Genomic DNA, 20,452 nt, shown 5'->3' on the forward strand with positions numbered 1-20,452 from the left:
GTACACCCAGTACGAGGGCTTGCACCCGGCACGCCGAGAGCACGCACCGGACGCCGCTCCTTGACGGGCAAACGTTGCCTGCCGCGGCACTAGTCAGCCCGCGCGGCCCGGGTGCGCGGCGCCCGCCCGGCGAGACGCCGGGTTCGCGGGCTTTGGGTAGGTTCAGTGCAAAATAAACCAACCTCTGATTCACCCTCTCTTTGGCACTTCCGGAGTGACGACATGAGCTACGAGACCACACGCCGCACGGTCCTCCTCGCCACGGGCGCGTCAAGTGCGGCGGCGCTCGTCGCGGCCTGCGGTGGAGGCGGCGGCGACAACGGCTCCGCGTCCACGGACTCCCCCACCGGCGAGGGAGCGACCAGCGGGCCCGCCGGCCGGGTCCTGGCCGGCACCGACGAGATCCCGGTCGGCGGCGGCAAGATCTTCAAGGACGAGGAGATCGTGGTGACCCAGCCGGAGCAGGGCCGGTTCAAGGCCTTCTCGGCGATCTGCACCCACCAGCGCTGCATGGTGGGGTCCGTCTCCGACGGCACGATCAACTGTCCCTGCCACGGCAGCAGGTTCGAGATCACCGACGGGTCGGTGGCCCAGGGTCCGGCGACCCGCCCGCTGCCCGCCGAGCCGATCACCATGGAGGGGAACTCGATCCGCCTGACGTGAGGGCCCTCCTCACGCGTCCCACAGGGCCCCGAGGGTGAGCAGGTCGCTCCGGTACTCGACGCGGTCGGCCCACTCGGCGGGCCAGGCCTCCGCGCCCAGGCAGGCGCCCGCGAAAGCGCCCGCCAGGCAGGCGATCGAGTCCGAGTCGCCGACGGTGCAGGCAGCCCGCCGCAGGACCGTCACCGGCTCGTCGACGAAGAGCAGGAAGCACAGCAGCCCGGTCGCCAGGGCTTCCTCGGCGATCCAGCCCTCGCCGGTGGCCAGGCACGGGTCGGTCTCCGGCGAGACGGTGCGCACGGCGTGCTGGAGCCGGTCGAGGGCCTCCAGGCACTCGTCCCAGCCGCGCGCGATGAACCGCTCGGGGCTCGGGTCCTCGGCACGGCGCCACAGGTCGCCGAGCCAGCGCTCGTGGTAGTGACCGCGGTTCTCCAGGGCGTACGAGCGGAGCAGCCCCACCAGCCCGGTCGGCTCGGCGCCCTGGGCGAGCAGGCGTACGGCGTGTGCGGTGAGGTCGGAGGCCGCCAGGGCCGTGGGGTGCCCGTGTGTCAGCGCCGCCTGCAACTGGGCGGCACCGGCCCGCTGTTCGTCACTGAGGCCGGGCACCAGCCCCAGGGGTGCGACGCGCATGTTGGCACCGCAGCCCTTGGAGTGGATCTGGGCGGCGTCCTGCCAGGGGCGGGTCTCGTCCTTCAGCAGCATGCAGGCCTTCAGACAGGTGCGGCCCGGAGCCCGGTTGTTCTCCGGGGACTGGTACCAGTCCACGAACTCCTCCCGCAGGGGCCGGGCCAGTCGCAGCGGCGTGAGCGGCCCCCGGTCCATCGCCGTCCGCACCGCGCGGCCCAGCGCCAGCGTCATCTGCGTGTCGTCCGAGACGAAGGCGCGCTTCGGCAGCTCCATCTCCCGCCACGGCCCGCACGTGGCGAGGATCGAGGGCACGTCGTCGAACTCGGTCGGGAACCCCAGCGCATCCCCGAGGGCGAGACCCGTGAGCGTTCCGGTGGCGGCTTGCTTGTGGACGAGCGTGGTCATGCGGGGCGTCCTTCCCGGGCGGGCCGGAGGAGAGGCGGGTGGAGGGCGGCGGCGGTGCCGGCCCGGTACAGCGCGGCGGGTTTGCCCCGGCCGCCGGTCAGTCGCGCCGCACCCGGGACGGGTTCGACGAAGCCCGGCGTGGTGAGCACCTTGCGCCGGAAGTTGGGCCGGTCGAGGGCGGTGCCCCACACGGTCTCGTAGACCTGCTGGAGCTCACCGAGGGTGAACTCGGGCGGGCAGAAGGCGGTGGCGAGGCAGGTGTACTCGAGCTTGGCGCCGACGCGGTCGTGGGCGTCGGCCAGGATGCGGTCGTGGTCGAAGGCGAGCGGCCCCGCCGTGTCGTACGGCAGCCAGTCGGCCCGGGCCGCGTCACTGCCGCCGTGCGCCTCGGGCGCGTCGGGCAGCAGTGCGGCGAAGGCGATCGACACGACCCGCATCCGGGGGTCGCGGCCGGGCTCGCTGTAGGTCCGCAGCTGCTCCAGATGCAGCCCGGAGACGTCCGACAGGCCGGTTTCCTCGGCGAGTTCACGCCGGGCTGCCGTCTCCGCGGACTCCTCGGGCTGCACGAACCCGCCGGGCAGGGCCCGGCACCCGGCGTACGGCTCCTGCCCGCGCTCGACGAGCAGCACGTGCAGCGCGCCCTCGCGAAGGGTGAACACGGCCAGGTCGACGGTGACGGCGAAGGGTTCGTGGGCGTACTTGTCGTAGCTGGCCATGCACCTGCACCCCCTTTTATAGTCGCTCTGACTATAAAAGGGGGTGCAGGTGACGCACAAGCCCTCGGAGGCGGTGATGCCTAGAGGTCGACCTCCTGCATCAGCATCCCGACCTCGGTGTTGGACAGCCGCCGCAGCCAGCCCGACTTCTGGTCGCCCAGGGTGATCGGCCCGAAGGCGACCCGCACCAGCTTGTCGACCGGGAAGCCGGCCTCGGCGAGCATCCGGCGCACGATGTGCTTGCGGCCCTCGTGGAGGGTGACCTCGACGAGGTAGTTCTTGCCGGTCTGCTGGACGACCCGGAAGTGGTCCGCGCGGGCGTAGCCGTCCTCCAGCTGGATGCCGTCCTTCAGCTGCTTGCCCAGATCGCGCGGGATGGGTCCGACGATGTGCGCGAGGTAGGTCTTCTTCACGCCGTACTTCGGGTGGGTCAGCCGGTGGGCCAGCTCGCCGTGGTTGGTGAGCAGGATGACGCCCTCGGTCTCGGTGTCGAGCCGGCCGACGTGGAAGAGCCGGGTCTCGCGGTTGGTGACGTAGTCACCGAGGCACTGCCGGCCGTCCGGGTCCTCCATGGTCGACACGACACCGGCGGGCTTGTTCAGCGCGAAGAACTGGTAGCGCTGCGTGGCGACGGTCAGCCCGTCGACCTTGATCTCGTCCTTCTCCGGGTCGACGCGCCGCCCCTGCTCCATGACGATCTCGCCGTTGACCTCGACCCGGGCCTGCTCGATCAGCTCCTCGCAGGCGCGCCGGGAGCCGAAGCCCGCACGGGCGAGGACCTTCTGCAGCCGCTCGCCCTCCTGCTCGGCGCCGGGGAAGGTCTTGGGGAGCTTGACCTCCTTCTTGCCGGCGTACCGGTCACGGTTGCGCTCCTCGACCTTCGCGTCGTACTCACGCGGGCGCGCCGGGGCCGAGCGCCCCTGCTTCTGGGGCTGCTTGGGCCCGCCCTTGGCGCCGCCGCGCGCGGCACCGCCGCGCCCGGCCTTGGGGCCGTCCTTCGTCGCCCCGGGGCCCACGTCGTAGCGGCGCTCCTCGGGGCGGGGCTTGCTGGGGCGGCCCTGCCCCTGCTTCTGGTCCCTGTTGTTGCCGGCGCCGCGGTGGTTACCGCGCCCGCCGCTCTTGCCGCTGCCGCTGCTTCGCATCAAAGTTCCGTCTGGTCGTCTTCGTCGTCGGTACCCGGGGTGGCCGGGCGGCTGCCCGGCACGTCGTCGTCAGGCGCGTCCGGGTCGAACGACGGTACGCCTTCCTGGGTCTCGGCCTCGATCGCCTCCGCCTCCGGGAGGAAGGGCGCGAGCTCCGGGAGCTCGTCCAGACCCCGCAGGCCCATCCGCTCCAGGAAGTAGTTCGTCGTCGTGTACAGGATCGCACCTGTTTCGGGTTCCGTGCCCGCCTCCTCTATCAGACCGCGCTGGAGGAGGGTGCGCATGACACCGTCGCAGTTGACTCCGCGCACGGCCGAGACCCGGCTGCGGCTGACCGGCTGCCGGTAGGCGACGACGGCCAGGGTCTCCAGGGCGGCCTGGGTGAGGCGGGCCTGCTGGCCGTCCAGGACGAAGCGCTCGACGGCCGGGGCGAACGCGGCCCGGGTGTAGAAGCGCCAGCCGTTCGCGACGTGGCGCAGCTCGAATCCGCGGCCCTGGACGGCGTACTCGTCGGCCAGTTCGCGCAGGGCGTCCGCGATCTGGCGTCTGGGCCGCTCCAGTATCCTCGCGAGATGCTCCTCGGTCGCCGGCTCGTCCACGACCATGAGGACGGCCTCCAGGGCCGGCTTGAGGTCGAGATCGGCGACGGCACGCGGCCCGGCCGGCAGGTCGGTCGTTCGCTCGCTCACGCCTTCTTCTCCTCCTTCGGCGGCTCGGGCGGCCGGTCGAACTCGTCGGTGACGGTCGGGGTCTCGTCCCCGTCCCCGCCGGTCCACCGTACGAGCAGGTCCCCGAGAGCGGTCTCCTGTTCCAGCGCGACGGCTTTCTCGCGGTACAGCTCCAGCAGGGCCAGGAACCTCGCCACGATGGTCAAGGTGTCGTCGGTGTCCGCCACGAGGGCCTGGAAACCGGCCTCGCCGAGCTCCCGGAGCCGGGCCACGACGATCTGCGCCTGCTCCTGCACGCTGACCAGCGGGGCGTGGATGTGGTCGACGTAGACCTGCGGCTTGGGCTTGGGCTGCATCGCCTTCACGGCGAGCTTCGCGAAGCCCTCCGCGCCGATGCTGATGACGACGTCGGGCAGCAGCTCGGCATGGTGCGCCTCCAGCCCGACGGTCCTCGGGTAGCGCCGGGCCTCGTCGTCGAGGCGTCCGCTGAAGATGTCGGCGATCCGCTTGTACGCGCGGTACTGCAGCAGCCGGGCGAACAACAGGTCCCGCGCTTCGAGCAGCGCCAGATCGCCCTCGTCCTCCACCTCGGCGGCGGGCAGCAGCCGCGCGGCCTTCAGGTCCAGCAGCGTGGCGGCGACGACCAGGAACTCGGTCGTCTCGTCCAGGTCCCAGTCCGGCCCCATGGCCCGGATGTACGCCATGAACTCGTCGGTCACCTTCGACAACGCGACCTCGGTGACGTCCAGCTTGTGCCGCGAGATCAGCTGCAGCAGCAGGTCGAAGGGCCCTTCGAAGTTGGCGAGCCGGACCTTGAAGACCCCGTCGTCGGCCGCTTCCGCGTCCTGTGCCGACGGGGCGGGGCCGGGATCGGCCCCGGAGGACTCCGCCGGTCCGGCCACGGGAGCCGCCTCAGCGAACTCCTGGGCCAGCGGGACCGCGGGCTCCACGGCCCCGGGCGACACCACTGCCTCGCCCGCGCGCGCGGGCGACGCCCCGGCCCGCGGCGGCCGGGCCCCGTCCATGAACCCGGTCGGGGACAACGCGGGCCCGGCCGAGCCCGCGTCAGTCCGGGCCACGTCCGTCCGGGCCGCGTCCTCCCCCGCCGCGCCCGCGGCCGAGACTCCCGGCCGGACCGTCTGTGCCGGCCCCGCCGGCTCGGCGGGCTCAGTCGGCTCGGCGGGCTCAGTCGGCGGAGCCGTCCCGTTCGCCTCCGCAGGAGGCCCGGCCGGTGAAGCCGCCGGCCCCCGCCCCAGCGCACGCCGGCGGCCGACCGGGCCGCCGGGGGGTGGTGGGGGAACGTTCGAGGTCATGGCCCCCGCAGGCTACCGCTACCGCCCGCGCAGTCGTCGTACGAGGATGCTGGCGTCTCCGCGGGTCTCCAGGTCGGCGAGGACCACGGCGACCGCCTCGCGGACGATACGTCCGCGGTCGACGGCCAGGCCGTGCTCACCGCGGAGCACGAGACGGGCGTGCTCCAGGTCCATGAGCTCCTCGGCCGACACGTACACCGTGATCTTCTCGTCGTGCCGCTCACGGCCGCTGGGACGGCGCGAGGGGCTGCGCCCGCGCTTGCGGGACGTGGCACCCGCGGTCCCGGTGGCAGAACCTTCCTGCGCCGTCTGCCGACGGGCGGAGCCGGAGCGCTCGGCGGCCGCGGAACGGCTGTGGGCCTCCCCGGCCTCGGCCGGTTCCGCATCCACCGCGACATGCTCGGCGCCCTCGCCGTCGCCACCCTGCGCGGGCACCGACTGCGGCGCGTCTTCCGCGGCCGCCGTGGCGTCGCCCTCCCCCGCCGGAGCGGGCACCCGGGCGTCGCCGTTGGCCTGACGCCTGGGCTGGGACGACTGAAGCGCCATCCCCCCTGTCGTACGGAAGAGTTCGTCGGCCCCCGGCAGACTCACTCGGCGTGACACCGGGCGAGCACCTCCCTGGCGAGCTGGCGATAGGCGGCGGCACCGACGGAGTTGGAGGCGTACGTGGTGATCGGCTCACCGGCGACCGTGGTCTCCGGGAAGCGGACCGTGCGCCCGATGACCGTGTGGTAGACGTGGTCGTCGAACGCCTCGACCACCCGCGCGAGCACCTCACGGCTGTGCACCGTGCGCGAGTCGTACATCGTGGCGAGGATCCCGTCGAGCTCCAGCTCCGGGTTGAGCCGTTCCTGGACCTTCTCGATGGTCTCCGTCAGCAGGGCCACACCGCGCAGTGCGAAGAACTCGCACTCCAGGGGCACTATCACCTTGTGGGCGGCCGTCAGGGCGTTCACCGTGAGCAGGCCGAGCGAGGGCTGGCAGTCGATGACGATGAAGTCGTAGTCGGGCAGCAGCGGCTTCAGGGCGCGCTGCAGCGTCGACTCGCGGGCGACCTCGGAGACCAGCTGGACCTCGGCCGCCGACAGGTCGATGTTGCTGGGCAGCAGGTCCATGTTGGGGACCGCCGTCTTCAGCAGCACCTCGTCGGCCGCCATCCCCCGCTCCATGAGCAGGTTGTAGACGGTGAGGTCGAGCTCCATCGGGTTGACACCGAGTCCGACCGACAGCGCGCCCTGCGGGTCGAAGTCCACGAGCAGGACCCGGCGTCCGTACTCCGCGAGCGCGGCACCCAGGTTGATGGTCGACGTGGTCTTGCCGACGCCGCCCTTCTGGTTGCACATCGCGATGATCTTCGCGGGGCCGTGGTCGGGCAGCGGCCCCGGGATCGGGAAGTACGGCAGCGGGCGCCCGGTCGGGCCGACCCGCTCCCGGCGCTGTCTGGCCGCGTCGGGCGCGAGAGTGGCCGCGTACTCGGGGTCGGGCTCGTACTCCGCGTCGGGGTCGTAGAAGTGCCCCTCGGGCAGTTCGTCGTAGTCGGCGAAGTGGTTGTGGGGCGCGCCACTTCCGTCGCCGGCCATGGCGTTCACGTGATGGCCATCCATCTTCTGGTGTGCTGTGTGAGTCGCCTGCTGACTCTGGTGGGCTGCGAAGGTGCGCACAGCGACGGAGCCGACAGCCTCGAACCCCGCGGGATCCTGGTCCCGTGCAGGCATTCCTGGTTGACCACCCCCGGGAGTAAATGTCGACTCATTCACAAGTCGTCTTACCTCCTTGGTGACCAGGAAACTTCTAGACAGGTCAGCGTGGCACCATGCCGACGATTGGCGACTCTATGGCGTGTCGGGCGTCCGCAGCAACACAATCCGCCGGACCCGGCCCGATGTGTCGGCAATGAAACATCCGGCTGTCAAGGGCGTACGGCCGTCGCACGGCAGGTTTCACCGGTGTGCGAATCGGTTGAAGGGTTACGTTCGAGGCGAGTTGCTCGAGAATCGCGAAGTGACCATACACACATCCGGCCGGACCTTGTCGGGCAAGGTCCGGCCGGGTGCGCGGCGTTGACGACGGGTGTTGATGTATCGCCTTTGCCGGTTGGTCACTTAGCCGACTCACCGGCCGCGAGGGTTCAGCCGAGCAGCGAGGAGAGCTCCACGTGCTCCACGCCGTGCGCCTCGGCGACCTCGCGGTAAACGACCTTGCCGTCATGCGTGTTGAGGCCCTTGGCCAGCGCGGGGTCGCGGCGCAGGGCGCCCACCCACCCGTGGTCGGCCAGCTCGACGATGTACGGCAGCGTGGCGTTGGTCAGCGCGTAGGTGGAGGTGTTCGGCACCGCGCCGGGCATGTTGGCGACGCAGTAGAAGACCGAGTCGTGGACCTGGAAGGCCGGCTCGGCGTGGGTGGTCGGACGGGAGTCCTCGAAGCAGCCGCCCTGGTCGATCGCGATGTCGACAAGAACACTTCCGGGCTTCATGCGCGAGACGAGCTCGTTGGTGACCAGCTTCGGGGCCTTGGCGCCGGGGATCAGCACCGCCCCGATGACGAGGTCGGCCTCCAGGCAGGCCTTCTCCAGCTCGAAGGCGTTCGAGACGACGGTCTGGATCTTCGTGCCGAAGATCTTGTCCGCCTCGCGGAGCTTGTTGATGTCCCTGTCGAGCAGGGTCACGTGGAAGCCCATGCCGATGGCGATCTGCGCGGCGTTCCAGCCGGAGACACCGCCGCCGATCACGACGGCCCGGCCGGCCAGCACACCGGGGACACCGCCGGGCAGCACGCCCCGGCCGCCGTTGGCGCGCATCAGGTGGTAAGCGCCGACCTGCGGGGCCAGGCGGCCCGCCACCTCGGACATCGGGGCCAGCAGCGGCAGCGCGCGGCTGGGCAGCTCGACGGTCTCGTAGGCAATCGCCGTGGTGCCGGATTCCAGGAGGGCGTCCGTGCACTCCTTGGAGGCGGCCAGGTGCAGGTAGGTGAAGAGCGTCTGGTCCTTGCGGAGGCGGTGGTACTCCTCGGCGATGGGCTCCTTGACCTTCAGCAGCAGGTCGGCGGCGGCCCACACCTCGTCGGCGGTGTCCAGGATCCGCGCGCCGGCGGCGACGTACTCGGTGTCCGGGATCGAGGAGCCGACGCCGGCGCCGCGCTCGATGACGACCTGGTGGCCGTGGCGCACCAGCTCGTGCACGCCGGCGGGGGTGATGGCCACCCGGAACTCGTTGTTCTTGACCTCGCGGGGGATGCCGACCTTCACGTGGATCACGGTCCTTGGCTCAGAGGGTATGGGGGTCTTAATAAGACATACCCGGGCACGCACGGGCACACCGGGAGAGACCGCAGGAGAAGTGCGGCAGAGCCAGTCTAATGAAGGCGTTCTCGCTGTCTAGCCTTTCATTGCATCAATCTTCAGCTGATGCGGTACGGATTTCGCAGGCGTCTGGCTCAGTTTGAAGGTTTGAGTCGCCGAGAATCCGCTCGGCGGCGCCCCGGTGCAGTCCGGCCGACGCGGGATCACCCAGGTGTTCGAGGGTGTCGGCGACCCGCAGATGCAGGGCGGCCTGCAGCCGCGGGTCCTCGGCGCGCCGCGCCCACTCCACGGCCTCTCGGCAGGTGCGCAGCGACTCCTCGGGACGGCCGGCGTACTCCTGGACCCGCGCCAGCTCGCTCAGCGCCCGTGCCTGGGCGGCCACATCGCCGTTCTTGCGGTGCCCGGCGATCGCGGCGCGCCAGTTCCGCAGGGCCTCGCCGTAGCGGCCGGCGAAGGTGTGGGCCGCGGCGATCCGCCCGTAGAGCCGGGACGCATCGGCGCGCTCGTCCCGGGCGAGCCGTTCGACCAGGGCGCGGCCGAACCAGTCGGCCGCCCGGTCGTAGTCGCCGAGCTCCAGATGCGCGCCGCCTACGGATTCCATCGCGCGGCCGGTCGCGTACGGGTCGTTCACCTCACGCCCGGCGTCCAGCGCGAGCCGGTAGCGCGCCAGGGCGTCGGCCGTGCGGCCCGTGCGGGCGTCGAGGTCGCCGAGGTTCAGCAGGGCGGCGGCCCGCTCGCGAGGCAGGTTGCGGCGCTCGGCGACGTCGAGGAGCATGCCGTGGATGTCGTAGAGGTCGGGCGCGGCGGCCTGGGTGCCGATGTGCGCCGCCATCGCACGCACCAGTTGCGACATCAGCCGTCGGGCCAGGGTGTCCAGCTCCCCGTCGGCGACCGCGAGCCGGGCCGAGGCCAGCAGGGCGGGCCGGGTCAGGCGCAGCCAGTCCGCGGCCGCCCGCGGGGTCGGGAAGCGCAGGGCGGGCGGCATGTCGAGGAGCTTCTGGCGGGCCTGGGGGCTGTCGGTCTCGGTGATCGCCCGGCAGGCCTGGAGCAGCCGTACGGTCCGCTCCAGCATGCGGGCGCGGGCCAGCTGGAGCTCGGCCGGGCGTTCATGGTGCTCGGCGAGGATCCGCAGCTGGGGGTGCAGGCAGCCGGGCACCTCGTACTGCGGCAGCGGGGAGTTCACCGCGTGCAGGAAGCCGAGGGCGACGAAGTCGTCCAGGACGGTACGGGCCCTGCCGACCGAGCAGCCGACGAGCGCGGAGGCGGTCTGCGGATCGACCAGCCCGGCCGGGGCGAGGGCGAGCAGGCGCAGCATCCGGGCGGCGGTCGGGGGCAGGGCGGCGTGGGCGAGCCGGAAGACCCGGGCCAGGGCGGTGCCCTCGGTGTCCTCGGCGCGCAACTGCTTGGCGAGGTCGGAGACGGCGGCCTGGGGACGGGTCGCGAGCCAGCCGCCCGCCAGCATCAGCGCGGCGGGCTGCCCCTGGCACTCCTCGGCCAGGCCCTCGGCGGCCCGGGGGTCGACGGTGATGCGGACCGGGCCGGTGTGCCGGGTCAGCAGCTCCACGCCGGATTTGGCGTCCAGGCCGCCCAGGGTGCAGGGGCGGACGTCCGAGATGCCGGTCAGCGGGCCTTCGGAGACCGCGACGACGAGACAGTCCGGGGTGTCGGGCAGCAGGGCGTCGACCTGTTCGGCGTCGGCCGCGTCGTCCAGCAGGACCAGGGTGCGGCGATCGGCCAGGGCGGTGCGCAGGGCGTCGGTGAGGTCGTCCTCGCAGGCCCCGGCGGGCGCCTGCTCGTCCAGGGCGGTGAGGAGGCCCCGGGCGGCGCGTCCGACGGGTACCGGAGTGCCGTCGGGGTCGGTGAGGCGGGCGCGCAGGACCCCGTCGGGGTAACGGTCCGCGACCTGACGTACGAGTTCCTCGGCGAGCGCGGTGCGGCCCGAGCCGGGCCGTCCGGCGATGAGCAGCACGCGTGCGCGGGGTGCCTTGCGGCCCGACAGGGTGTCCAGTCCGGCGCGCTCGATGTCGGCGCGCAGTTCCTTCAACTCCCGTGTGCGGCCCAGGAACTCGATCTGCCCGGCAGCGCGCCCGGTCGGCCGCACGTCGCCTGTCTCCACGACCTGATCCGTCACGGGCCACACTCCCGTCCCACCGCACACGCGAGCCCGCCGGGACTCCGGTTCGGGCGTGCCACAGAGCCTAGTTCACGCTCTGCAACGTTCCCGGGTGGAGCGCGAGGGGTGGAACGGCACTTCCCCCGATCGGATCAGCGGATCTTCACATCGCGGGGTTTCGGGTCGGCCACACCACGAGGAGACCGTGCCGGGCGGCCCGGCGGCCACGGCCTGCCGCCGGTGCCGTACGAGCCGGCCCGGCCGGTGGCCGCACCCGCCCGACCAGCAGGCGCGCAGCCGGGCACGGTGCCCGCCCAGGAGCACCCCGCCCCCGAGGACCGGGCCCGTGCACCCGACCTCCCAGACCCGGGAACGAGCACCCGCGCCTCCCAGGCCAGGCACGAGCACCCGCGCCTCCGAAGACCGGGCACGAGCACCCCACCTCCGGAGGCCGGCCCGGGTACGAGCACCCGCGCCTCCGAAGACCGGGCACGAGCACCCCACCTCCGGAGGCCGGCCCGGGTACGAGCACCCGCCGCGGGCGGTTCGTGAATCCCGCCGCCTCGGACGGTTCAGGCCTCGAACGGGCGGGCCGGCCACGGGGCCTGGGCCGGGCGCAGGGCGTCAAGGCCGTCACCGCCCCGCGCGGCGACCAGGGAGAGGACGCCCACGACCAGGCAGTTGTTGTGCAGCTCGCCGGCCAGCACCCCCCGCACGAGGTCCTCGACCGGCACCCGGTCGAGCTCCATGTCGGCCTCTTCCTCCTCGACCGCGAAGCGCTCGCCCTCGGCCTCGGACAGATCGCGCGCGAGGAAGATCCGGACCGCCTCGTCGCAGCCGCCGGGCGTGGTGTAGACGTCGGTCAGCACCCGCCAGTCCTCCGCCTTGACGTGCGCCTCCTCGTACAGCTCGCGCTGCGCGGCGTGCAGCGGGTTCTCGCCGGGGACGTCGAGCAGTCCGGCCGGGATCTCCCACAGCTTGTGGCGCACCGGGTGGCGGTACTGGCGCAGGACCAGGACGCGGTCGGCCCCGTCGAGGGCGAGGACGGCCACGGAGCCGGGGTGGACCTGGTAGTCACGGCCGACCACGGTGCCGTCGGGCATGACCACCTCGTCGGTGCGGACGGAGGTCTTGTTGCCCACGAAGGGGGTGTTCGTCGCCCGGACTTCCCACTCCTCGGGAGTGTCCTTGATCGTCATGCCTGTCCTTCCACGTGCCCTGCGACCTGCCGAAACGAAACCGGGGTGCACACCCTTTGAAGGGATGCACCCCGGCCACCGTACAACTGGTGTGTTACTTCGAAGTCTTCCGCTCGACCGCGGCCTTGACGAGCCCGGCGAACAGCGGGTGCGGACGCGTCGGGCGCGAGCGCAGCTCCGGGTGGGCCTGCGTGGCGACCAGGTACGGGTGGACGTCGCGCGGGTACTCGACGTACTCGACGAGCTTGCCGTCCGGCGAGGTGCCGGAGAACAGGATGCCCGCCTGCTTCTCCAGCTCCGCCCGGTAGGCGTTGTTCACCTCGTAGCGGTGCCGGTGGCGCTCCTCGACGTACTCCTTGCCGTCGTACACCTCGCGCACGATGGAGCCCTCGGCCAGCTTCGCCGGGTACATGCCGAGCCGCATGGTGCCGCCCATGTCACCCTCACCGGCGACGATGTCCATCTGCTCGGCCATGGTGGAGATGACCGGGTGCCCGGTGGCGGGGTCGAACTCGGTGGAGTTGGCGTCGGAGATGTCGGCCAGGTTGCGCGCGGCCTCGATCACGATGCACTGCAGGCCGAGGCAGAGGCCGAGCAGCGGCACCTTGTTCTCGCGGGCGTAGCGGATCGCGCCGACCTTGCCGGTCACACCGCGCTCGCCGAAGCCGCCGGGGATGCAGATGCCGTCGACGTCGCCGAGCTGCGCCGCGGCGCCGGCCGGGGTCTTGCAGTCGTCGGAGGTGACCCACTTGATCTTCACGCGGGCGCGGTTGGCGAAGCCGCCGGCGCGCAGCGCCTCGGTGACCGACAGGTAGGCGTCGGGCAGGTCGATGTACTTGCCGACCAGGGCGAGGGTGATCTCGTGGTCGGGGTTGTGGACGCGGTCGAGCAGATCGTCCCAGGTCGTCCAGTCGACGTCCCGGAACGGCAGGTCCAGCTTGCGCACGACGTAGGCGTCCAGGCCCTCGCCGTGGACGGTCTTGGGGATGTCGTAGATCGAGCGGGCGTCGGGGCAGGCGACGACGGCGGCCTCGTCGACGTCGCACATCAGCGAGATCTTCCGCTTGATCGCGGTGGGCACCTCGCGGTCGCAGCGCAGCACGATGGCGTCCGGCTGGATACCGATGTTGCGCAGGGCCGCAACCGAGTGCTGGGTCGGCTTCGTCTTCAGCTCACCCGAGGGACCGATGTACGGCAGGAGAGAGATGTGGACGACGAAGACGTTGTCACGGCCGACCTCGTGCCGGACCTGGCGGACGGTCTCCAGGAACGGCAGCGACTCGATGTCGCCGACCGTGCCGCCGACCTCGGTGATCACGACGTCGACCTCATCCGTCGCCATGCGGCGGATGCGGTGCTTGATCTCGTTGGTGATGTGCGGGATGACCTGCACGGTGTCGCCCAGGTACTCGCCGCGCCGCTCCTTGGCGATCACGGTGGAGTACACCTGGCCGGTGGTGACGTTCGCGGAGCCGTCGAGGTCACGGTCGAGGAAGCGCTCGTAGTGGCCGATGTCCAGGTCGGTCTCGGCGCCGTCGTTGGTGACGAACACCTCACCGTGCTGGAAGGGGTTCATCGTGCCGGGGTCGACGTTCAGGTACGGGTCGAGCTTCTGCATCACGACGCGAAGGCCCCGGGCCTTGAGCAGCATGCCGAGGCTGGAGGCCGTCAGGCCCTTGCCGAGCGAGGAGGCGACACCCCCGGTGACGAAGATGTGCTTGGTCGTCGAGTTACGAAAAGCGGCGGGCGGCATGGCCAAGACGGGGCTCCCGTGGTCGCGGTCTGGGGGTGCGGTGCGGCTGGCCGCCGGAATGCTCCGGGGCGCCGTCGCTGCGGTTCGGGGGTTCCCTGTCGGGAAGGGGCCCACCGGTCCACGGGCTACCAGCGTATCAGCGCCGCGGGGGGACGGCTTCCGGTCACGCTCCGCACGCATTCCGACACGGAGACGGTCATGGTCACCGGTCCCTCACCCGCTGCTCACTCGTTCGGCTTACCCGCCTTGCCTGGACGGGCACCCGGATCACCCGCGTGCGTCGTATCCTGCTCGGACACTCGCTGCCGAGCCCGTCCGGCCCAACGGCACCACCCCCCGCCCGTAACCACCGGAACAACGTGAGCTCGTCAGTTCGTTGAGCAACAATTGGCGCTTTGCATCACGGCTGAGTGACCTGTTTTGCTTCATCGCTCAACGACGCATTGCAAGACCTGCTGAAACCCCCCTTGACCGCACTAGCGACAGCCCCCTTGCGGGGTGACGTGGCCGTTCGACTGGAGTTGCACGTGGCCGGGCGCATCGAAGATTACGCACTCATCGGAGACATGCAGACCGCTGCCCTGGTCTGCCGGGACGGGACAGTCGACTGGCTGTGCCTGCCCCGCTTCGACTCGCACGCCATCTTCGCCGGCCTGCTGGGCACCGAGGAGCACGGGTTCTGGCGGCTCGGTCCCGCCTACGCCTCCGACCAGGAGCCGCCCACCGCGGCGCGGCGCAGCTACCGGGGCGACTCGCTGATCCTGGAGTCCGAGTGGGACACCCAGCGGGGCACGGTCCGGGTGACCGACTTCATGCCGCCACGTGACGGCGCCCCTCAGCTGATCCGGATCGTGGAGGGTGTCTCGGGCCGGGTACCGATGCGCTCCGCGCTGCGGATGCGGTTCTCCTACGGCCGGGTGGTGCCGTGGGTGCACAAGCACGAGGGGCGCACGGTGGCCGTCGCGGGTCCCGACTCCGTGTGGTTCGACACATCCGCGGAGACGTACGGCAAGTCGCTGACGACGTACGCGGACTTCACGGTCGCGCCGGGCGAGCGGATCGCGTTCACGATCTCCTGGGAGCCCTCGCACAAGGAGCCGCCGCCGCTGCCCGAGCCGGAGCAGTCGCTGGAGGCGACGGAGGACTTCTGGCGCGAATGGGTCGACCACTGTACGTACCACGGGCCCTACCGGGAGGCCGTGGTCCGGTCGCTGATCACGCTGAAGGCCCTGACGTACGCCCCGACCGGCGGCATCGTCGCCGCGCCGACCACCTCCCTGCCGGAGGACATCGGCGGCGTCCGCAACTGGGACTACCGCTACACCTGGCTGCGCGACGCGGCGATCACACTGTCCTCGCTGCTGCGCACCGGCTACCGCGAGGAGGCCCGCGCCTGGCGCGAGTGGCTGCTGCGGGCCGTCGCCGGCGACCCGGAGAACCTGCAGATCATGTACGGCATCGCCGGTGAGCGCGAGCTGGGCGAGGCGGAGCTGGACTGGCTGCCGGGCTACGAGAGCTCCGGCCCCGTCCGGGTCGGCAACGGCGCGGCGCACCAGCTCCAGCTGGACGTCTACGGCGAGGTCACCGAGGCCCTGCACCTGGCCCACATGACGGGTCTCGCGCGCAACGACTACGCCGCGCTGCTCCAGCTGAAGCTGATCCGCTACCTGGAGGACCACTGGCAGGAGCCGGATGAGGGCATCTGGGAGGTGCGCGGCCCGCGCCGCCACTTCGTGCACTCCAAGGTGATGGCCTGGGTCGCGGTCGACCGCACGATCAAGCTCATCGAGTCCGGTGACGCGGACGGCCCGCTGGAGCGCTGGCGCGAGCTGCGCGACGACATCCACCGGGACGTGTGCGACAAGGGCTACGACAAGGAGCGCAACACCTTCACGCAGTCGTACGGCTCGAAGGAGCTGGACGCCTCCTTGCTGCTGATCCCGCAGGTGGGCTTCCTGCCGCCGGACGACAAGCGGGTCATCGGCACCATCGAGGCGATCCAGCGTGAGCTGTCCACGCCGGACGGCTTCATCCTGCGCTACCCGACCTCGGGCGGCGACGAGGGCGTGGACGGCCTGCCCGGTGACGAGGGCGCGTTCCTGGCCTGCTCGTTCTGGATGGCCGACGACCTGGCGATGATCGGCCGCGTGGACGAGGCCCGCAAGCTGTTCGAGAAGCTGCTGTCCCTGCGCAACGACCTCGGCCTGCTGGCCGAGGAGTGGGACCCCCGGCTGCAACGTCAGGTGGGCAACTTCCCGCAGGCCTTCAGCCACGTGCCGCTCATCGACACGGCGCTGCGCCTGACGGCCTCGGGCGCGTACGGCGGCTGAGCGGGGCGGCCCTCGGGGGTCATCGCGGCCTTGGGGGTCCTTTCCCTGTGAGCGTCCGATCAGGTCGCGTGGTCTGGTGCCGTGCATCGACAGGCGCCGGAAGGCCCTCGACGGGGGTCCCCCCGCTCGGGCGACGCCGAGAGTGGGGGAGGAGCTACCAGGGTCTTTCGGCAACGCGGCGAGGTGCGGTGCCGGGCCGCGCGACCCGGCCGGGCATAGGGAAAGCCCCCCTGAGGGCCGTGAGCGTGCGCTCCCCCGCGGGATCGCCCGCCGTGGCCGGGACGAGGGCGATCTCGTCGAGTCCGGCCTCGGCGTAGGCGGCGATACGGGCGCGGACGGTGTCGGCGTCGCCGACCAGGGCGACCGTGCCGGCGGCCTCGGGCGGCAGCGCCCTCAGCAGGCTGTCCGGGTCGGCGCCCTTGGCCGCCAGCTCGACGACCTCGGCGAACCCCGCGTCGACGAACATGTCGCTGTAGCCCGGGACGGCGAGGTATCCCACGACGCTGCGCAGGACCTGGGTGAGCGACTCCGGGTCCGGGTCCACGGCGGCGGGCAGCCACGCGGTCAGCCGCGGCGGCGTGCGGCCCGCCTTCCCGGCGGCGGCGAGCATCCGGTCCCGCAGCACGCGGACCTGCTCGGGCGAGACGACGTCGAGCAGCATCCGGTCGGCGTGCGCGACGGCCGCGGCGACCGCCCGTTCCCCGAACGCCGCGACGGTGAGCGTGCCACCGGGCGGCGGCAGCCGGCGCGGAAAGGCGCTGCCGGGCACGATCGGCTCGCCCGGCACGCTGTGCATCAGCGCCCGTACGGCCGCCGCCGACTCCGCGAGGGCGGTGGCGGGCCGGGTCCGCGGCCGGCCGTGCACGCCCTCGACGACCCGCCTGCTGGAGGTGCCCAGGGCCACGCCGACGGGCCGGCCGGTGACGGCCGCGGTGGAGGCGGCGCCCCGCACGATGGTGAGCGGGTCGCGCACCGACACCGGCATGGGCCCGGCGATCAGCGCGACCTGCTCCGTGGCCGCGCCGATCGCCGCCGCCAGGACGAACGAGTCCCACGTCGGTCCCTCGCCCGCCCACACCTCCCGGTAGCCGAGCCGGTCGGCGAGCACCGCGATCCGCAACGGCTCCTCGACCGGACTGTCGTCCTCTCGCCCCACCGCGACCACGCTCATGTCCACGAGGACGCCGGTACCCGGTCGCTCACCGGGTATTCCAGGACGTGATCGTCCTCGTGTCCCTCCGGAGATGTCCGCGAGGCACCCACCCGGGTAGCGTCCGGCACATGGACAGCGCGACGGACAGCGATCACGACGGCCAGGGTGCGGGGATCACCGTGCGGCGGGCGCTGGAGCTGCCGGGGTTGCGCAGCGGGCTGCCCGAGGTGCTGGCGGGAGCCGAGCGGCTCGGGCGGACCGTGCGCTGGGTGCACGCCGGGGAGGTGCCGCACATCGCCTCCCTGCTCAAGGGCGGCGAGCTGCTGCTGACCACCGGCTACGGCCTCGGCACCCGCCCCGCCGAGCAGCGGGCGTTCGTGCGCACCCTGGCCGAACGCGGCATCGCGGCCCTGGTCGTGGAGTTGGGTCCGCGTTTCGCCCGGCTGCCCGCGGCCCTGGTCGACACGGCACGCGCGGCCGGACTGCCGCTGGTCCAGCTGCACCGCGAGGTGCCGTTCGTCACGGTCACGGAGGAGGTCCACACCGAGATCGTCAACGGCCACTACGCCCTTCTGCAACGGGCCGAGGAGGTGCACCGGCGGTGCACGCAGGCCGTGCTGGGCGGCGGCGGAGTGCCACAAGTGCTCAGCATCCTGGCCGACTTCGCCGGCAATCCGGTGTTCCTGGAGACGGCGGACGGGCAGTTGCTGTACGCGGCGGGGGCCGGCCCCGAGGGCGCGGACCCGCTCCAGGTGTGGGAAGGGCTGCGGGGCCAGCACAAGGAGGAACCGCCGCCGGCGGGTTCGGTCCTGGTGGACGTGCCGGGCGGCGGGCCGGGCAGTGGGGGCGTTCGGGCACGGCTCGTCGTGCTGCCCGTGCGGTCCGCGCCGGCGCCGGTGCACCGAATGGCGTCCGAGCGGGCCGCGGGCATCCTGGCCGTGGTGCTGATGCAGGCCCGCCAGGAGGAGGAACTGGCGGCGCGTGGACGCGGCGACTTCCTCACCGACCTCGCCGAGGGCCGGATCACGGCCGAGGACGCCCCGGCACAGGCACGCGTGCTGGGCTTCCGGCCGGGAGAGGGCCCGTTGCTGCCGGTGGTCATGCGGCTCGGGGACGCCCTGTCATCGGGCGGGGGCTGGGCGGTGCCGACGCGGGCCATCTCGGAGGAACTGTCGTCGCTGGGCGTGCCGGTGCTGCTGGGGGTGCGGCCGGTGGAGGGCCGGGTGCTGGTGCTGCTCGGCCTGCGCGCGGAGCCGGAGCGGGAGACGGTCGCGGACCGGGTGGCGGCGGCGCTGCGGGCCGGGGTGGGCCGGGCCGGGATGCCGCGGCCGGGCGGGCAGCCGCCCGTGGTGGTCGTGGGCCTGGCCGGGGGCTGGACGGCGGCGGCCTCGGGCCTGCGGCACGCGGCCGAGACGGCCACGGCGGCCCAGGGCCTGCCGGACCGGCCCTGGTACGACGCCCGGCGCCTCGACATCGACCTGCTGCTGTGGCGGCTGCGTGACCAGCCGGACCTGGCGGCCTTCGTCGACCGCGCTCTCGGCCCGCTCCTGGAGCACGACCGCCGCTCCCGGCCGCCGCTGCTGCCCACGCTCACGTCGTATCTCGCCCACGCGGGCCGCAAGGCGGAGACGGCCCGGGAGCTGCACCTGAACCGGCAGACCCTTTACAACCGCCTGGCACGCATCGGGGAGTTGCTGGGCACGGACCTCGACGACCCGCAGACGGTCCTGGCCCTGAGCCTGGCCCTGCGGGCCCGCCGGCACGTGCCGTAGGGGCCTCTACGGCAGCGGCCTCGGCTGGGTCAACTCGTCGTAGACGCTCAGGACCTGTGCGACCGTCTCGTCCTCGGTCGGCCAGGTGGCGGCCTGCCGGGCGCCCCTGGCCGTCAGCAGTTCCCGGCGCGTCCGGTCGCCGAGCAGCCCGACGACGGCGTCGGCGAGGGCCTTGGCGTCCCCGTACGGGACGAGTTCGGCGGCGTCGCCGACCAGTTCGGGGATGCCGCCGACCTCCGTGGCGACGAGCGGCACGCGCGCGTGGAGGGCCTCCTGGGCGAGGACGGAGCGGGCCTCCCAGCGGCTCGGCAGCAGGGCGAGGTCGGCGGCGGCGAGCAGGTCCGTGATGTCCTCGCGCCGCCCGATGAGCCGGACCGGCAGTCCCTCCTCCTCGATCCGCGCCTGGAGTTCACCGCGCAGCGGCCCCTCCCCGGCGATCACGACCAGGGGCAGGGGGTCGAGCCGGCGCCAGGCGCGCGCGGCGTCCAGCAGTACGTCGTATCCGCGGTGCCGGTCCAGGGAGCCGGCGGCCATCAGCAGCGGCCGTCCGATGGCACCCAGTTCGGCGCGCACCTTGGGCCGCCGCCGATCGGGGTCGTCGGGCTCCGGGGACCTGCGGGAGCCGGGCAGCGCGACGGCCGCGAGCCGGGCGTCCCGCGCGCCGGTGAGCCGGGCCCGGTCCACGAGCGCCGAGGTCGTGCCCAGCACCACGGTGGACGCCTTCACGACCCTCCGCTCCAGCACCCGCAGCATGTGGGCACGCGCACCGTCGACGTGCGCCCGGTCGTGCCACGTCACGACCAGCGGCGTGCGTACGCGCCGCCCGCTGAGGGCGAGCACGGTACGGAAGGAGGCGTGCAGCCCGTGCGCGTGCACCAGATCGGCGTGGGCGCAGGCCGCCCGCAGGGCCGCCACCGACACCGGATCGCTGCTGCGCGGCACATGCACGTGGTCGGCGCCGACTCCTCTGAAGTCATAGGCGCGGTCCGCCTCATAGGGGGCGCACACCGTGACTTTCACGCCCCGCGCGACGAGCCCCGCGGCCAGCGAGCGCACATGCGCACTGCTGGCGGCGTTGCCTCCGCCCAGCACCTGCACGGTGCGCAGCGGCAACTGGCCATGCGGTGCGTGGCTGCTCACGGGGGTCACGTGGCCGGGCTCCTGGTTCGGGTCGGGCGGTCACGACGCGGTTTCGCACGCGTACTCCGCCAAGGATGCCAGGACACACGGGGGTTCCGGGCACGCCGGGGCGCCGGCGGCCGGGCAGCGGGGCGCGGCGCGGGGGAATGCGCCGGGCCGAGTC

16 protein-coding genes are annotated in these 20,452 nt (G+C 72.5%); 3 read left to right on the plus strand and 13 right to left on the minus strand.

Annotation, left to right across the window (positions count from 1 at the left end):
* Window positions 1-222 precede the first annotated feature (222 nt).
* Entirely contained in the window at window positions 223-663 is a 441-nt protein-coding gene (locus tag ABTX62_RS34570; RefSeq protein WP_352119890.1) for a Rieske (2Fe-2S) protein, read from the plus strand.
* A gap of 9 nt (window positions 664-672) precedes the next feature.
* Here ABTX62_RS34570 and ABTX62_RS34575 read toward each other — a convergent pair whose 3' ends face one another.
* From ABTX62_RS34575 to pyrG, 11 genes are all read right to left on the minus strand, one after another.
* Window positions 673-1,692, minus strand: coding sequence for an ADP-ribosylglycohydrolase family protein (locus ABTX62_RS34575; protein ID WP_352119891.1), 1,020 nt, complete (start codon window positions 1,690-1,692; stop codon window positions 673-675).
* Window positions 1,689-2,408 carry an NUDIX hydrolase gene (locus ABTX62_RS34580; RefSeq protein WP_352119892.1) on the minus strand — a complete coding sequence of 240 codons (720 nt, stop codon included), beginning with the start codon at window positions 2,406-2,408 and terminating at the stop codon, window positions 1,689-1,691. The genes ABTX62_RS34575 and ABTX62_RS34580 overlap by 4 nt, the downstream gene beginning before the upstream one ends.
* 80 nt (window positions 2,409-2,488) lie before the next feature.
* Window positions 2,489-3,550: a pseudouridine synthase gene (locus ABTX62_RS34585; protein ID WP_352119893.1), complete on the minus strand. Its 1,062-nt coding sequence runs from the start codon at window positions 3,548-3,550 to the stop codon at window positions 2,489-2,491.
* A complete protein-coding gene (gene scpB, locus ABTX62_RS34590) occupies window positions 3,550-4,239 on the minus strand; it encodes an SMC-Scp complex subunit ScpB (protein ID WP_352119894.1) in 690 nt (229 codons plus the stop codon). Before scpB ends, ABTX62_RS34585 begins: the two co-directional genes overlap by 1 nt.
* Window positions 4,236-5,531 carry a segregation and condensation protein A gene (locus ABTX62_RS34595; protein ID WP_352119895.1) on the minus strand — a complete coding sequence of 432 codons (1,296 nt, stop codon included), beginning with the start codon at window positions 5,529-5,531 and terminating at the stop codon, window positions 4,236-4,238. The genes scpB and ABTX62_RS34595 overlap by 4 nt, the downstream gene beginning before the upstream one ends.
* An 18-nt stretch (window positions 5,532-5,549) precedes the next feature.
* Window positions 5,550-6,134: a hypothetical protein gene (locus ABTX62_RS34600; RefSeq protein ID WP_352119896.1), complete on the minus strand. Its 585-nt coding sequence runs from the start codon at window positions 6,132-6,134 to the stop codon at window positions 5,550-5,552.
* A complete protein-coding gene (locus tag ABTX62_RS34605; protein ID WP_352119897.1) occupies window positions 6,119-7,246 on the minus strand; it encodes a ParA family protein in 1,128 nt (375 codons plus the stop codon). Before ABTX62_RS34605 ends, ABTX62_RS34600 begins: the two co-directional genes overlap by 16 nt.
* A gap of 413 nt (window positions 7,247-7,659) precedes the next feature.
* Complete coding sequence (gene ald, locus ABTX62_RS34610) at window positions 7,660-8,784, minus strand: alanine dehydrogenase (RefSeq protein WP_352119898.1); 1,125 nt, start codon at window positions 8,782-8,784, stop codon at window positions 7,660-7,662.
* 136 nt (window positions 8,785-8,920) lie between these two features.
* Window positions 8,921-10,960 carry a tetratricopeptide repeat protein gene (locus tag ABTX62_RS34615; protein ID WP_352119899.1) on the minus strand — a complete coding sequence of 680 codons (2,040 nt, stop codon included), beginning with the start codon at window positions 10,958-10,960 and terminating at the stop codon, window positions 8,921-8,923.
* 554 nt (window positions 10,961-11,514) lie between these two features.
* Entirely contained in the window at window positions 11,515-12,141 is a 627-nt protein-coding gene (locus ABTX62_RS34620) for an NUDIX domain-containing protein (RefSeq protein WP_352119900.1), read from the minus strand.
* 94 nt (window positions 12,142-12,235) lie between these two features.
* Entirely contained in the window at window positions 12,236-13,894 is a 1,659-nt protein-coding gene (gene pyrG, locus ABTX62_RS34625; protein WP_352119912.1) for a CTP synthase, read from the minus strand.
* Between the two features lie 527 nt (window positions 13,895-14,421).
* On the opposite strand from pyrG, the gene ABTX62_RS34630 reads away from it, so the two are divergent.
* Window positions 14,422-16,224 carry a glycoside hydrolase family 15 protein gene (locus ABTX62_RS34630; RefSeq protein ID WP_283973270.1) on the plus strand — a complete coding sequence of 601 codons (1,803 nt, stop codon included), beginning with the start codon at window positions 14,422-14,424 and terminating at the stop codon, window positions 16,222-16,224.
* 154 nt (window positions 16,225-16,378) lie between these two features.
* Here ABTX62_RS34630 and ABTX62_RS34635 read toward each other — a convergent pair whose 3' ends face one another.
* Complete coding sequence (locus ABTX62_RS34635) at window positions 16,379-17,401, minus strand: LLM class F420-dependent oxidoreductase (protein ID WP_352119901.1); 1,023 nt, start codon at window positions 17,399-17,401, stop codon at window positions 16,379-16,381.
* A 104-nt stretch (window positions 17,402-17,505) separates the two neighbouring features.
* Here ABTX62_RS34635 and ABTX62_RS34640 point away from each other — a divergent pair, with 104 nt between their 5' ends.
* Entirely contained in the window at window positions 17,506-19,149 is a 1,644-nt protein-coding gene (locus ABTX62_RS34640; RefSeq protein WP_352119902.1) for a PucR family transcriptional regulator, read from the plus strand.
* 6 nt (window positions 19,150-19,155) lie between these two features.
* Here ABTX62_RS34640 and ABTX62_RS34645 read toward each other — a convergent pair whose 3' ends face one another.
* The gene (locus ABTX62_RS34645) at window positions 19,156-20,298 is read right to left on the minus strand and encodes a glycosyltransferase family 4 protein (protein WP_352119903.1); all 1,143 of its coding nucleotides are present in this window, start codon (window positions 20,296-20,298) and stop codon (window positions 19,156-19,158) included.
* Window positions 20,299-20,452: the final 154 nt, after the last annotated feature.

The sequence above is a fragment of the Streptomyces sp. NPDC096046 genome (assembly GCF_040303285.1).
GTDB lineage: Bacteria > Actinomycetota > Actinomycetes > Streptomycetales > Streptomycetaceae > Streptomyces.

Coding starts and splice junctions, on each gene's coding strand:
- ABTX62_RS34605 (WP_352119897.1), bottom strand. CDS start 7,246: ATGCCTGCACGGGACCAGGATCCCGCGGGGTTCGAGGCTGTCGGCTCC.
- pyrG (WP_352119912.1), bottom strand. CDS start 13,894: ATGCCGCCCGCCGCTTTTCGTAACTCGACGACCAAGCACATCTTCGTC.
- ABTX62_RS34585 (WP_352119893.1), bottom strand. CDS start 3,550: ATGCGAAGCAGCGGCAGCGGCAAGAGCGGCGGGCGCGGTAACCACCGC.
- ABTX62_RS34575 (WP_352119891.1), bottom strand. CDS start 1,692: ATGACCACGCTCGTCCACAAGCAAGCCGCCACCGGAACGCTCACGGGT.
- ABTX62_RS34595 (WP_352119895.1), bottom strand. CDS start 5,531: ATGACCTCGAACGTTCCCCCACCACCCCCCGGCGGCCCGGTCGGCCGC.
- ABTX62_RS34640 (WP_352119902.1), top strand. CDS start 17,506: ATGGACAGCGCGACGGACAGCGATCACGACGGCCAGGGTGCGGGGATC.
- ABTX62_RS34570 (WP_352119890.1), top strand. CDS start 223: ATGAGCTACGAGACCACACGCCGCACGGTCCTCCTCGCCACGGGCGCG.
- ABTX62_RS34620 (WP_352119900.1), bottom strand. CDS start 12,141: ATGACGATCAAGGACACTCCCGAGGAGTGGGAAGTCCGGGCGACGAAC.
- ABTX62_RS34580 (WP_352119892.1), bottom strand. CDS start 2,408: ATGGCCAGCTACGACAAGTACGCCCACGAACCCTTCGCCGTCACCGTC.